Source organism: Microbacterium sp. CnD16-F, assembly GCF_024124465.1.
Taxonomy (GTDB): Bacteria; Actinomycetota; Actinomycetes; order Actinomycetales; family Microbacteriaceae; genus Microbacterium; species Microbacterium gawkjiense.
The window spans coordinates 1-12465 of sequence record NZ_JAMXSA010000069.1 but is presented as its reverse complement, the minus strand read 5'-3'; the positions used below and the strand labels follow the sequence as shown (position 1 = coordinate 12465).

The window sequence follows — 12465 nt, the reverse complement described above, 5'->3', positions numbered from 1 at the left end:
CTCGCCGCCGCCGGTGCCCGGGTGACGGTCGCGGACGTCGACGCCGACGGCGCGCAGCGGGTCGCTGCCGCCGTCGGCGGCGAGGCGTGGGCCGTGGACCTGAGCGACACGACGGCCCTCGCCGACCTGCGGCTGGACGTCGACATCCTGGTGAACAACGCCGGCATCCAGCACGTCCGCCCCATCGAGGAGTTCGAGCCCGAGCGGTTCTCGTTCATGATGCGCCTCATGCTCGAGGCGCCGTTCCTGCTCATCCGCGCCGCGCTGCCCGCCATGTACGAGCGCGGGTTCGGCCGCATCCTGAACATGTCGAGCGTGCACGGACTCGTGGCATCCCCTTACAAGTCGGCCTACGTCGCCGCGAAGCACGGTCTCGAGGGACTGTCGAAGGCGACCGCCCTCGAGGGCGGTGCGCACGGGGTGACGAGCAACTGCATCAACCCCGGGTACGTGCGCTCGCCGTTGGTCGAGAAGCAGATCGCCGACCAGGCGAAGCTGCACGGCATCGGCGAGGACGAGGTGCTGTCGCAGGTGCTGCTCGCCGAGGCCGCGGTCAAGCGCCTCGTCGAACCCGAGGAGGTCGCCGCCCTCGCGGTGTGGCTGGCGGGACCGGATGCCGGCATGGTCAGCGGCGCGAGCTACACGATGGACGGCGGCTGGTCCGCCCGCTGACCCCCCGGCCTTCCCCTGTCACAACACGCCGCGCGGCGCTGCCGTTTGTGACAGGGGAAGGGGGGATGGCGCGGCGCGGCGCGCCGGGTCAGCGGAAGATCGCGTCGAGCAGGCCGCTCTGCATCGCGAAGACGCCGAGGACGAAGAGGCCGCCGATGATGATGGCGGGCCACGAGACGCCGCCCTTCAGGCGTCGGCCCTGCGCGGCGACCCCCGGCGGCGGGCGCAGCGTGCCGAGCGGCGGGGCGAACGGCAGCGAGTCGGCCGTCGCGCCCGGCACGGCCGCGGTCTGCGTGAGCCGGTCGTCGCGCCAGCGCTCCCACTGGGCGAGCTTGTCGAGCAGGGCGCCGACCGCGGAGAACAGCCACGCCCACGTGTTCGGGTCGAGGGTCGACAGGTCGCGCTTCGCGTAGAGGAACAGCCAGTCGTCCACGATCTCGACGTCGAGCTGCGCGGCGTGGTCGATGAAGCGCGCCATGATGTCGGGCGTGAAGAGGTAGAGCGCGTCCTGCTCGTACCCCTGCGGGCAGTAGAGCGCGAAGTGCTCGTCGAAGTCGCCTTCGAGGCTGAGCCGCTGGTCCTTGTCGAACGCCTGCGGCAGGTTCGAGCCGAAGAGTCCGTTGTTGCCCGTCGCGTCGAGCACGATGTGCGGCAGCGGCGTCGCCAGCCGGATCGCGACGTACCCCCAGCGGTGGGTCGTCTGGTTCTTGCCCGACCCGGTCGTGTAGCGGTAGTTCGCGAACTCCACGAACCGCGGACGCTCGCCGCGCAGGATGTCGCTCGACTTCCGCGAGTGACCGTGCGAGAAGATCATGCCCGGCAGCGGCGGAGCGGATGCCTGGGCGTACCAGGTCAGCCCGTTCGCCCGCGCGAAGCGGTCGAGGCGGTAGATCCGCTCGTGCGATCCCTTGAACCCGCGGATGATGAGCGAGACGACGCCGATCGCGAAGACCGCGACGACCACGACGAACCCGATCGCGAGCGGGTTGTCGTTCGACCCGCGGAGGAACGCGCCGAACACCGCGATGAACACATTGACCATGAAGAAGCCGACGAAGAGGAACACCGCGGCGACGATGACGATGGCCCACACACCGCCGCCCGAGGGCAGCCGTCCGGCGGCCCGCAGCTCCTTCCGATGCGCAGCGACGGCCGCACGGTCGACCGGCTGGGTGAGCGGGGTCGGGTCGAAGGTCGATGTGCTCATCGGTTCACCTCGTCGGAGTCTGACGTCAGGGCGGCGCCCTCGGCGATCTCGAGTGCTTCGAGCCCGGATGCCGCGAGCAGGGCGGCGATCAGTTCGCGGGAGCCGGCGATCACCGTCGAGTCGTAATCGACCTCGGAGACGAGCACCCACGCACGATCCGCCGGCCAGACCAAGCTCGGGCTGAGCGCCGACGGCTCGAAGCCGTGCTCCTCTGCCGGCCGGTCGCGCCAGGGCACGTCGAGGAACCAGTCCGGACGGGCGAGCTCGCTGACGCCGCCGCGGAAGAGGACGTGTCCCCGGCCCGGGAGCTCGAGCCGAGGACTCTCGGAGACCTCGCGCGAGAGGATGCCCTCCTGCCAGCTCTCCTTGCGGAACACGTTGTTCCACGCGTCCTTCACGCTCGTGCCGAGCATCTGATTGTGGTGAGCGAGGACGGGGTCGGCCGGATCGCCCATCTGGAAGAACGCGCGTGACGGGCCGGCGCCCATGTGTCCGAGCAGCGCTTCGTGACCCTCCCAGAGCGCGACGATCCCGTCGTCCGGCGTGGTCGTGTGCTGCGCGAGGATCGACGCGAGCGCTGCGAGCAGATCGGAGGCCAGCTCACCTTCTAGCGGCGGGTCGACCCAGCGCCCGTCCGAGGTCGCGATGGTGTTGCCGGTGTTCGTCGCCCGGGTGAGCGCCGCCCACTGCGCCAGCGGATGGAACACCGTGCCGAAGATTCCCGCGGCCTCGCCCCACGTCAGCCGGCGATCCACCATGCGGTCCATCAGTCGAGCCGTCTCGTCCGGGTCGGACGCGTTCCACTCCTCGATAGTGGGCAGCCGCTCACCCGGGAGCTCGGTGACGGATGCGGGGTGGAACACCCGCGCGTACGCCTCGAACCCGCGCGGCACGACGTCGTGCATCGTCCAGGTCCACGGGTCGTCGATGCGCTCGCGCAGCCAGTCGCCGGCCGAGACGTCCGCGGTCCACTCCATGACGGCCACGGTACCGGCCGGCCGCTCCCGGGAGCGGGACGGATGCGGCGGGGCACCGGCATCCGTCCCGTTCGTCGTCAGGCGACCCGGCTCACGCGGTGCGCACGTCGACGACCCAGGTCACGCCGAAGCGGTCGGTGAGCATGCCGAACCCCGCGCTCCATGCCGACGCGGCGAGCGGTTCGATGACGGTCGCGCCCTCGGCGAGGGCGTCCCAGCGTGCGGAGACCTCGTCGAGGGTGTCGCCCTGCAGCGAGACGAAGAAGGTGCGGTCGGTGATCGTCATCCCGTTCTCGCGGTGCGTCGTCCCCGCAACCGCCTCGGCGCCGGCGGCGGGCCCCGGGACGTCGTACGCCATGAGGCGGAATCCGTCCGCCGCGACGAGGATGCCGAAGACGACCGTGTCGGCGCCGGGTGCGTCGGCGGGCATCCCGAGGTCGGCGTAGGTGGTCAGCATCGCCTGGCCGTCGAAGACGCGGGCGTAGAACTCGAGGGCCTCGCGTGCGGTGCCGCGGAAGTTGAGGTGGGTCGTGGTGGTGAGGGTCATGATCGTCCTTTGCTGAGTGGTTGTCTGCCTGCAGCGACTCTCCTCTGTATAGAGGTCAGCTTCTGTCCGCTTCTCGACCAGGATGGGGACATGTCCTCACCCTCGCACCGGATGTTGAACCTGCTGTCGGTTTTGCAGTCTCGGCGTGACTGGGCGGGGCAGGAGCTCGCCGATCGCCTCGGGGTGACCGTGCGCACTGTGCGACGCGACGTCGACCGGCTGCGCGAACTCGGCTACGCGATCACGGCGGCGAAGGGTCCGTACGGCGGGTACCGCCTCGCGCCCGGCGAGGAGCTTCCGCCGCTCCTGTTCGACGACGAGCAGGCGGTGGCGATCGCGGTCGCGTTGCAGTCGGCATCCGGAGTCGACATCGCGGATGCCGCGGCCCGGGCTCTCGCCACGATGCGGCAGGTCCTGCCGTCGCACCTGCGCCACCGCATCGACGGCATCCGGTTCGAGGCGGACGCGGCGGGCGCGCAGGCGGCGCCGGCGGTCGTGGCGGCGGTGAGCGCCGCGGCCCGCGATCACCGCACCCTCCGCATCGACTACCGCGACGACGGCCGCTCCCGGCCGATCGAGCCGCACGCCGTCGTCGTGCGCGACGGGCGCTGGTACGTCGTCGCGTGGGAAGGGGAGGCCGCGGACTGGCGCATCCTGCGGCTCGACCGCATGCGGGTCCGGCAGGGCGGCGGCGTCCCGTTCGAGCCGCGCGAGATCCCCACGGGCGATGCGCGCACCTATCTCTCGGCGAGGTTCAAGGGTTCCGACGAGCAGGATCGCTGGCCCGTGACCGCGGACCTGATCCTGTCGACGCCCGCGCAGCGGGTCGTGCCGTTCCTCGGCGACGCGGAGCTCGAGGACCTCGGCGACGGCCGCAGTCGCGTGCGCGTCGGATCCTGGTCGTGGGCGGGAGCGCTCGCCTGGGCGCTGCGCTTCGACGTCCCGTTCGAGGTGGTGGGGCCACCGGAGCTCGCCGACGCCGCCGGGGCGCTGGGGCGTCGACTGAGCGATTCCGCGGCGGGGCCGGGCATCCGCTAGACTGTTGTGGTTGTCCGTCTGCGCTCATGCGCGGAATCATCGGACACGTGCATCAACCCTCCTGATGCCGGGAAACGCCCGGCATCCGTTCTAGTCCGAAGGAGGTGGGTTAGTGACGCACATCCACCAGTACGAACTCATGGTGATTCTCGACCCCGAGGTCGACGAGCGCCAGGTTGCTCCCAAGCTCGACGGGTTCCTGAAGGTCATCACCGCTGATGGTGGCTCGATCGACAACGTCGACGTGTGGGGCAAGCGCCGTCTCGCCTACGAGATTCAGAAGAAGACCGAGGGCATCTACGCCGTCGTCAACTTCACCGCCACGAGCGAGGCCACGCAGGAGCTCGACCGTCAGCTCAAGCTGAACGAGCAGATCATGCGCACCAAGGTCCTCCGCGCCGAGGAGGCGATCGCTCAGGTCGCCGCCGAGAAGGAGCGCGCTGAGGCCAAGGCCGCCCGCAAGGCTGCGAAGGCGTAAGGCTCATGGCCGGCGAGACCATCATCACGGTCGTGGGTAACCTCACGGCGGACCCCGAGCTGCGCTACACGCAGAACGGCCTGCCCGTCGCGAACTTCACGATCGCATCGACGCCGCGCAGCTTCGACCGTCAAGCCAACGAGTGGAAGGACGGCGAAGCGCTGTTCATGCGCGCGTCGGTCTGGCGCGAGTTCGCTGAGCACGTCGCAGGCTCGCTCACCAAGGGCATGCGGGTCGTCGCGACCGGCCGCCTGAAGCAGCGCTCCTACCAGGACCGCGAAGGCAACAACCGCACGGCGATCGAGCTGGAGGTCGACGAGATCGGCCCCTCGCTCCGCTACGCCACGGCTCAGGTCACCCGCGCCGCCTCCAACGGCGGCGGTAACGGTGGCGGCGGCTTCGGCGGCGGTCAGCAGCAGTCGCGTCCGCAGGTGCAGCAGGACGAGCCCTGGGCCACGCCCGGGTCCTCGGCTCCCGACGCCTGGAGCGCGCCCGGGACGAGCTACGGCGACGACACCCCGTTCTGATTCGAATTGCGGATGCCGCGGGTCGCGGCATCCATCTCTCTTAAGGAAGACACATGGCTGGAAAGGCAACCGGCGATCGCCGCAAGCCGCGGAAGGGCGCGAAGAACGCTGCTCCCGCGAAGGCGATCCGCGTCGGCGTCATCGACTACAAGGACGTCGCGACGCTTCGCAAGTTCATCTCGGAGCGTGGGAAGATCCGCGCCCGTCGTATCACCGGAGTCTCGGTGCAGGAGCAGCGTCTGATCGCCAAGGCGATCAAGAACGCCCGTGAAATGGCGCTCCTGCCCTACGCCGGCGCTGGCCGGTAAGGAGTACCGACATGGCAAAGCTGATTCTCACGAACGAGGTCGCCGGGCTCGGTAGCGCCGGCGACGTCATCGAGGTCAAGAACGGGTACGCCCGCAACTACCTCATCCCCCAGGGCTTCGCTGTGGCCTGGACCCGCGGTGGCGAGAAGCAGGTGGCGTCGATCCGCGCCGCTCGCGAGTCCCGCGCGATCCACGACCACGAAGAGGCCGTGGCGCTCAAGAACACGCTCGAGTCGAACACGGTCAAGCTGACCGTCAAGGCCGGCGCTGAGGGCCGCCTGTTCGGTTCGGTCAAGACCGCCGACGTGGCCGCCGCCGTCAAGGCCGCCGGTCTGGGCGACCTCGACAAGCGCAAGATCCACATCACCTCGCCGATCAAGGCCGTGGGCGAGCACGAGGCGACCGTTCGCCTCGGCGACGAGCTCACCGCCGTGATCACCCTGCAGGTGGTCGCCGCCAAGTAATCCTGGCGCGCGGTTCGGATGCCGCGGTCCCTTCCCTCACGGGTCGGGACCGCGGCATCCGTCGTTTCCGGGGCCGTGCGACGTGTTCGCGGATGCAATGGATCTCGGCCGACACGCCGGTGTTGGGGGTGGGGACCCGGCGTGTCACGCAGGATCCCTTGCATCCGCGAGGGGGTGGACGGATGCCGCGGGTGGGGGCCCGTGGCATCCGTCCTTCTGGGGGAGTCGGTCAGACGGTGCGGCGACGCAGCGTGAGCAGCGCACCCCCGGCGATCAGGGTGATCGCGGCCACGGGCAGCCACGGGGTCGCGACGCCTCCCGTCTGAGCCAGCGCCTGCGGCGTCTCGCCACCGCTGGCCCGGGGGACCATCGGGGCGAGGCTGCTGCCGGGGATCTGACCGTCCGTGCCGTCACCGGGGACCGTGGGCTCGACCGGCGTGGTCGGGTCCGTCGGGTTCACCGGCGTGGTGGGGTCGACCGGGTCCGTGGGGTCGACCGGGTCCGTGGGATCCGTGGGGTCGACCGGGTCCGTGGGATCCGTGGGGTCGACCGGGTCCGTGGGGTCCGTCGGGTCCGTGGGGTCCGTGGGGTCGGTCGGGTCCGTGGGGTCCGTGGGGTCGGTCGGATCCGTCGGGATGCCGGGGTCGGTCACCTCGCTGTCGCCGATGACCGAGACGGCGGTGTCACCGATGGTGATCGGGATGCCGATGGGCAGCACGACCTGCGTACCGCTTCCGACGCCGCCCTCACCGGAGGTGACGGGGCCCGTCGACGTGCCGGTTCCCGGCGTCCCGGTGGAGCCGCCGCCGATCACCGAGCTGTCGCCGATCACCGACACCGCGGTGTCGTCGACCGTCACCGGGATGCCGATCGGGGCGACCACCTGCGTGCCCGAGCCGACACCGTCGGTGCCGTCCGTGGACGGGCCGCCGGTCGTGCCGGATGAGGGCGCTGCGGGGGCCGCGGCATCCGTACCCTCCGTCGTGCTGTCACCGATGACCGAGACCGCGGTGTCGCCGACGGTCACGGGGATCGTGATGGGCGCGACGACCTGGGTGCCCGAGCCGATACCGTCCGAACCGCCCGTGGTGGGCGCTCCGGTCGAGCCGCCCGAGACCGGCGCGGCCGGACCCGACGTGCTCTCGCTCGTGCTGTCACCGATGACCGAGACCGCGGCGTCGTCCACGCTCACGGGGACCGTGATGGGGGCCACGACCTGCGTGCCGGAGCCGATGCCGTCGGTGCCGTCGGTCGAGGGCGCGCCGGTGGCTCCGGTGGCCGGTGCGGTGGGCGCGGCGACGTCGGTGCTGTCGCTCGTGCTGTCACCGATGACCGAGACCGCCGTGTCGCTGATGGTGACCGGCACGGTGATCGGCGCGACCACCTGCGAGCCCGAGAGGATGCCGTCCGAACCACCCGTGGTCGGCGCTGCGGTCGAACCGCTCGGCGCCGGGGCGGCCGGGGTGGCGGCATCCGTCGACTCGGTGGTGCTGTCACCGACGACCGAGACCGCGGTGTCGTCCACCGTCACGGGGACCGTGATGGGGGCGACGACCTGGGTGCCCGAGCCGACGCCGTCGGTTCCGTCGGTGGACGGGGCGTCGGCCGGCTCGGCGGGTGCGGGTGCCGGCGCGGCGGGCGCGGCATCCGTCGACTCGGTGGTGCTATCACCGATGACCGAGACCGCGGTGTCCTCCACCGTGATCGGGACGTTGACGTCGACCAGCGCCTGCGACCCCGAGGCGGCGCCGCCGGCGCCACTCGTGGACCCGGACGAGGTCTCGCGCGGCTGAGCCGGCTCGGCCTCGTCGTCGGACGAGCTGGACGAGTCGCCGATGACCGAGACGGCGGTGTCGCCGACGGTGATCGGGATGTCGACGTTCAGCAGGGCCTGGGTGCCCGAAAGCAGCCCGTCCTCGCCGGACGTCGTCGGTTCTGCGGCCTGTGCGGCCGCCGCGCCGAAGAGCGTGATGCCCCCGGCCACGAGCGTGCCCAGCAGGACACGCGACAACGTGGAGTTCATTTCATCTCTCCTCAAAAATCGACAGGGAATCGGCGCTGGAGCGCCGGCACGCAGCGCGTGCGGATGCATGCCGCGAGAAGGCGCGGCGCGATCCCCGTCAGTCGGGAGAGACGTCGGTGTCGAAGAAGGGCGCGGGAAGGCCCTGCTCGTCGGTCGGGCGACCCCGTCGTGCCCAGGCACGGTGCGCGACGGGGAACCCGAGCGGGAGCAGGGCGAACAGCCCGGCAGCCCCTCCGGAGGATGCGGAAGACAGAGAACCCGACTCGCTCAGCGGCGCCGAGGGCGCGGGCGCAGGGGGGCCTGCGAGATCGAGCGGATGCGGAGCCGCGACAGCCGCGCCGGAGTCGGCGGGAGCCTGCGCGACGGCGCGGGAGAAGAGCTGGGCGACCTGCGTCGGGGGGCCCGACGACGCCTCGACCGGAGCGGTCGCGGGCCGGTTCACAAGCGCACCGGTGGGAGCGTCGACGACCGGCATCGACACGCCCGGCTCGACGACGGGCACGGTGGGCGCGGCCGGAACAGGAAGGCCCGGCACAGGGCCCGTGGAGGGCATGTCGACGGGGAGGCTCGGAAGCCCGATGTCGGGTGTCACGGCATCCACCACGGGCGGGACGACCTCGACGATCGGCGGGATCACAGGCGAGACGGCGTCGACGACAGGGTCGGTCACCGGGCTGACCGCGTCGACGACGGGGTCGGTCACCGGGGAGACCGCGTCGACGATGGGCGGGACAACGGCCTCGACGATGGGGGCGACGACCTCGTCCGTGACGGGGGTCACCGCCTCGACGACGGGTTCGAGGACCACGTCGGTGACGGGCTTCACAGCCTCGGTGACGGGCTTGACGACTTTGTCTGTGACGGGCGCGACGACCTTGTCGGTGACCGGCTTGACGACCTTGTCCGTGACGGGCTTCGCGACCCTCTCCACGACCGGCGCGACGACCTTTTCGGCGATCGGCTTGCCCGCCTTCTCGGTCACGGGCTTCGCGACCTTCTCCGCGACGGGGGTCACCACCTTGTCGACGACAGGCTCGGTGACGTCTACGACGATCTTGGTCACCCCGCTGAGGAGTCCCTCGTCCGTGCGGTCGGACGCGCGAGCATCCGATGCGACCAGGACGGTGACGATCGCGGCCCAGATCACGGCGATTCCGAGCCCGATCGCACAGAGGAGACCGAGGCGGGTGAACGCGCGTAGCGTCGTGTGCACAGGTCACCTCCACAATGGAAACATCGGGACGCATGCCGAGAAGGCCGCGTCTGCGGGGTGCCTGGACCCCATAAAGTACGCCGTTCCTATGAGTTTGGCAAGAGGTTTCGAGTGTGCGGGAAGACCGCCGGGAAGGCCCGACTTTCTCATTTGACAAACGGGCGATTCTGCACATGGGGTGGGGATAACGCTGAACCTTCAAGCGCCACTTGAGGTCGGTTATCCATCCACAGCCTGTGGGAAGCACAAGCCCAGATCAAAGCGACATTCGGTGATGTGGAACGATGTGTTTCCGCAGGTTCTCCACAGGCACTCTGCACAGGGTGGTCGGCGTTTCCCGCACGTTCTCCACACAGTTATCCACAGGCTGGTTTGCGTGTGTCGGAGCCCCTCCCTAGCGTGTGCGAGGGCCTTCCAGCGGGCCCGGAAGAGGGGCATGGATGTCGATCGCGGATCTGTCGGACGACCGAATCGGCGGCTCTCGCGGCCCCGAGCGGACTCCGCCGCACGACATGCTCGCGGAGCAGAGCACCCTCGGCGGAATGCTGCTCTCGGGTGACGCGGTCGCCGACGTCATCGAGGCGCTCCGCGGAACCGACTTCTACGTCCCGAAGCACGAGCTGATCTTCGAGGCCGTCCTCTCCCTCTACTCGCACGGCGAGCCGACCGACGTCGTCGCGGTCACCGACGAGCTCATCAAAACAGGCGATCTGCAGCGTGCCGGCGGGGCGGACTACCTGCACTCGCTGACGTCCATCGTCCCGACGGCGGCCAACGCCGCCTACTACGCGTCGATCGTCCGCGAGCGGGCGCTGCTGCGTCGGCTCGTCGAGGCCGGCACCCGCATCGTGCAGATGGGCTACAACGGGCAGGGCGAGGCGCTCGACCTCGTCAACAACGCCCAGGCCGAGATCTACTCGGTCACCGGTGCCGAACAGTCCGAGGACTACGTCCCCCTGCAGGTGGCCGTCGACGCCGCCGTCGAGGAGATCGAGGCTGCTCGCGGTCGCGACGGTCAGATGACCGGCATCCCAACCGGGTTCGCCGGGCTCGACCAGCTCACCAACGGTCTGCACGGCGGACAGATGATCGTCGTCGCGGCGCGTCCCGCGATGGGTAAGTCGACGCTCGCGCTCGACTTCGCCCGCGCCGCCGCCATCAAGCACAACCGCCCGACCGTGTTCTTCTCGCTCGAGATGGGGCGCAGCGAGATCGCGATGCGCCTCATGAGCGCCGAGGGCTCGGTGCCGCTGCAGAGCATGCGCAAGGGCATGCTCGACAGCCGCGACTGGACGACGATCGCCTCGACCCGCGGCCGCATCAACGACGCGCCCCTCTACATCGACGACAGCCCGAACATGACGCTCGTCGAGATCCGCGCGAAGTGCCGCAAGCTCAAGCAGCGCGTCGGGCTCGAGATGGTCGTCATCGACTACCTGCAGCTCATGACGAGCGGTAAGCGCGTCGAGTCGCGTCAGCAGGAGGTCTCGGAGTTCTCGCGTGCGCTGAAGCTCCTCGCGAAGGAGCTGCAGGTCCCGGTCATCGCCCTGTCGCAGCTGAACCGTGGTCCCGAGCAGCGTGCCGACAAGAAGCCCGCGATCAGCGACCTGCGTGAGTCGGGCTCGATCGAGCAGGATGCCGACATGGTGATCCTCCTGCACCGCGAGGCCGCCTACGAGAAGGACAGCCCCCGCGCCGGCGAAGCCGACCTCATCGTCGCGAAGCACCGTAACGGCCCGACCGACACCGTCGTCGTCGCCTTCCAGGGACACTTCTCGCGCTTCACCGACATGGCCGTCGGGATGGACTGAGGTGTAGGTTTTTTTTGGAGTTGTCCATTTCGCAGTAGAAATGTCCACCATGTGTCTATCTGGACATTTCAAGTCGTTATGCGGCCGCTCACCCAACGTCGATATGTTCGTGGTGAGGGAGCGGAGGCCTATCGATGCTCGGTTACGACGCGGATGTGCTCGAACTCCGCCCTGGCGTGGGCGAGCAGGAGGTCATGCGCATCGCCCGATTGCCGTATGAGAAGCGAGGGGGATACCTCAAGACGATCGTTTCCCGTCGCGTAGCTCGCGTCCCGTTCCGGACTTGGGTCGATCAGTTGCTCGACGCCGTCGATGACGGGCGGGCGCAACTGCTGCAGAACGGCGGATACCCGTATCTGTTCTACGCCCGCGGTGCGGATATCAAAGCCAACTTCGCGGGGGCTGCGAATACGGCGATCTCGGCACTCCCCGAACAGGCCTGGTACGTGGTGGAAGCCTGGGATCAGAGTTGACCTCCAGCGGCCGTCAGCGGTCGACTTTTAAAGGTATTTCGCCAGCTCCAGAACCGCTACGAGTCGCTCGGCGGCGGTCGCTTCTCTGCCGGATTCTGTGGCGCCGGTTGGCGGTGATCAGAGCGGTGAACAGCGGCAGCCACCGCGGCAGCGATCGCTGACGATTCTTCGTGCTCCCAGTAGCGGAGGACACACCATCCCGCTTCGATCAGCAGTGAGTCTGTTTCACGATCCCGCTCGACGTTTCGTTCGAGTTTGGGTATCCAGTAATCGGTATTGCTTTTGGGAACTGTCGCATGCCGCGGACAGCCGTGCCAGAAGCAGCCGTCGATGAATACTGCAACTCGACGCCGTGGGAAAACGATGTCCGCCCTCCGCCGCCCGCCGAGCGGGGCGAAATCAACCCGGTACCGTAACCCCGCTGCGTGCAGAAGGCGGCGTACCGCCAGCTCGGGCGCCGTGTCTCGGCGTCGGTTGCCTCGCATGGACCGCCGCGTCCCATCGTTACTCGCCCACGACATTCCAGCAACGTAACCCGGTCGTCGGGCGCTGTCGAACACCAAAGCTATGGTTTCCCTTGAGCGAGCCGATCGTCCGGGAGGGTCAAGTCCCGTGGAGTGGTGTAACCGTTTCGTGATCCTTCAGGGATGTGGGGGCTAGTTTTCGTTGTGATTGCAGATGCTCGCGACGAGCTCACTCACGGTGTCGGAGTACAGCCCAGGAGTGG

At 69.3% G+C, this 12465-nt stretch carries 14 protein-coding genes; 8 read left to right on the top strand and 6 right to left on the bottom strand.

The window, feature by feature from the left end:
* Window positions 1-672: SDR family oxidoreductase (locus NH287_RS13755; RefSeq protein WP_253036071.1), on the top strand; the 672-nt coding region annotated here is incomplete at its 5' end.
* Between the two features lie 88 nt (window positions 673-760).
* Here NH287_RS13755 and NH287_RS13750 read toward each other — a convergent pair.
* The 3 genes from NH287_RS13750 to NH287_RS13740 all read right to left on the bottom strand — a co-directional run bounded on the left by NH287_RS13750 (window position 761) and on the right by NH287_RS13740 (window position 3403).
* Window positions 761-1879 (bottom strand): hypothetical protein, encoded by a 1119-nt coding sequence (locus NH287_RS13750; protein WP_253036070.1) that lies wholly within the window; start codon window positions 1877-1879, stop codon window positions 761-763.
* Entirely contained in the window at window positions 1876-2856 is a 981-nt protein-coding gene (locus tag NH287_RS13745) for a hypothetical protein (RefSeq protein WP_253036069.1), read from the bottom strand. The genes NH287_RS13750 and NH287_RS13745 overlap by 4 nt, the downstream gene beginning before the upstream one ends.
* A gap of 91 nt (window positions 2857-2947) precedes the next feature.
* Window positions 2948-3403, bottom strand: a complete 456-nt coding sequence (locus NH287_RS13740) for a VOC family protein (RefSeq protein ID WP_253036068.1) — start codon at window positions 3401-3403, stop codon at window positions 2948-2950.
* A 90-nt stretch (window positions 3404-3493) separates the two neighbouring features.
* On the opposite strand from NH287_RS13740, the gene NH287_RS13735 reads away from it, so the two are divergent.
* The 5 genes from NH287_RS13735 to rplI all read left to right on the top strand — a co-directional run bounded on the left by NH287_RS13735 (window position 3494) and on the right by rplI (window position 6218).
* Window positions 3494-4441 carry a YafY family protein gene (locus tag NH287_RS13735; RefSeq protein WP_253036067.1) on the top strand — a complete coding sequence of 316 codons (948 nt, stop codon included), beginning with the start codon at window positions 3494-3496 and terminating at the stop codon, window positions 4439-4441.
* Between the two features lie 112 nt (window positions 4442-4553).
* The gene (rpsF, locus tag NH287_RS13730) at window positions 4554-4919 is read left to right on the top strand and encodes a 30S ribosomal protein S6 (protein WP_269454691.1); all 366 of its coding nucleotides are present in this window, start codon (window positions 4554-4556) and stop codon (window positions 4917-4919) included.
* Between the two features lie 5 nt (window positions 4920-4924).
* On the top strand, window positions 4925-5446 hold the full coding sequence (locus NH287_RS13725) for a single-stranded DNA-binding protein (protein WP_064002776.1): 522 nt from the start codon (window positions 4925-4927) through the stop codon (window positions 5444-5446).
* 53 nt (window positions 5447-5499) lie between these two features.
* Window positions 5500-5754, top strand: coding sequence for a 30S ribosomal protein S18 (gene rpsR, locus NH287_RS13720; RefSeq protein ID WP_005054609.1), 255 nt, complete (start codon window positions 5500-5502; stop codon window positions 5752-5754).
* A gap of 11 nt (window positions 5755-5765) precedes the next feature.
* Complete coding sequence (gene rplI / locus NH287_RS13715; RefSeq protein ID WP_253036066.1) at window positions 5766-6218, top strand: 50S ribosomal protein L9; 453 nt, start codon at window positions 5766-5768, stop codon at window positions 6216-6218.
* A 229-nt stretch (window positions 6219-6447) separates the two neighbouring features.
* On the opposite strand, the gene NH287_RS13710 is transcribed toward rplI, so the two are convergent.
* Window positions 6448-8241 (bottom strand): LPXTG cell wall anchor domain-containing protein, encoded by a 1794-nt coding sequence (locus NH287_RS13710; protein ID WP_253036065.1) that lies wholly within the window; start codon window positions 8239-8241, stop codon window positions 6448-6450.
* A 97-nt stretch (window positions 8242-8338) separates the two neighbouring features.
* A complete protein-coding gene (locus NH287_RS13705; RefSeq protein WP_253036064.1) occupies window positions 8339-9454 on the bottom strand; it encodes a hypothetical protein in 1116 nt (371 codons plus the stop codon).
* Between the two features lie 440 nt (window positions 9455-9894).
* Here NH287_RS13705 and dnaB point away from each other — a divergent pair, with 440 nt between their 5' ends.
* Both dnaB and NH287_RS13695 read left to right on the top strand, forming a co-directional pair.
* Entirely contained in the window at window positions 9895-11265 is a 1371-nt protein-coding gene (gene dnaB / locus NH287_RS13700; RefSeq protein ID WP_064002773.1) for a replicative DNA helicase, read from the top strand.
* A gap of 134 nt (window positions 11266-11399) precedes the next feature.
* Window positions 11400-11738, top strand: coding sequence for a hypothetical protein (locus tag NH287_RS13695; RefSeq protein WP_253036063.1), 339 nt, complete (start codon window positions 11400-11402; stop codon window positions 11736-11738).
* 56 nt (window positions 11739-11794) lie between these two features.
* Here the strand turns inward: NH287_RS13695 and NH287_RS13690 are convergent, their stop codons facing one another.
* On the bottom strand, window positions 11795-12259 hold the full coding sequence (locus tag NH287_RS13690; RefSeq protein ID WP_253036072.1) for a very short patch repair endonuclease: 465 nt from the start codon (window positions 12257-12259) through the stop codon (window positions 11795-11797).
* Between the last annotated feature and the right edge of the window lie 206 nt (window positions 12260-12465).

Bases quoted from the DNA above. Each gene is read 5' to 3' on its own strand.
- NH287_RS13725 (WP_064002776.1), top strand. From the start codon at position 4,925: ATGGCCGGCGAGACCATCATCACGGTCGTGGGTAACCTCACGGCGGAC.
- NH287_RS13735 (WP_253036067.1), top strand. From the start codon at position 3,494: ATGTCCTCACCCTCGCACCGGATGTTGAACCTGCTGTCGGTTTTGCAG.
- NH287_RS13745 (WP_253036069.1), bottom strand. From the start codon at position 2,856: ATGGAGTGGACCGCGGACGTCTCGGCCGGCGACTGGCTGCGCGAGCGC.
- dnaB (WP_064002773.1), top strand. From the start codon at position 9,895: ATGTCGATCGCGGATCTGTCGGACGACCGAATCGGCGGCTCTCGCGGC.
- NH287_RS13695 (WP_253036063.1), top strand. From the start codon at position 11,400: ATGCTCGGTTACGACGCGGATGTGCTCGAACTCCGCCCTGGCGTGGGC.
- NH287_RS13690 (WP_253036072.1), bottom strand. From the start codon at position 12,259: ATGTCGTGGGCGAGTAACGATGGGACGCGGCGGTCCATGCGAGGCAAC.
- rpsR (WP_005054609.1), top strand. From the start codon at position 5,500: ATGGCTGGAAAGGCAACCGGCGATCGCCGCAAGCCGCGGAAGGGCGCG.
- NH287_RS13710 (WP_253036065.1), bottom strand. From the start codon at position 8,241: ATGAACTCCACGTTGTCGCGTGTCCTGCTGGGCACGCTCGTGGCCGGG.
- rplI (WP_253036066.1), top strand. From the start codon at position 5,766: ATGGCAAAGCTGATTCTCACGAACGAGGTCGCCGGGCTCGGTAGCGCC.
- NH287_RS13740 (WP_253036068.1), bottom strand. From the start codon at position 3,403: ATGACCCTCACCACCACGACCCACCTCAACTTCCGCGGCACCGCACGC.
- NH287_RS13750 (WP_253036070.1), bottom strand. From the start codon at position 1,879: ATGAGCACATCGACCTTCGACCCGACCCCGCTCACCCAGCCGGTCGAC.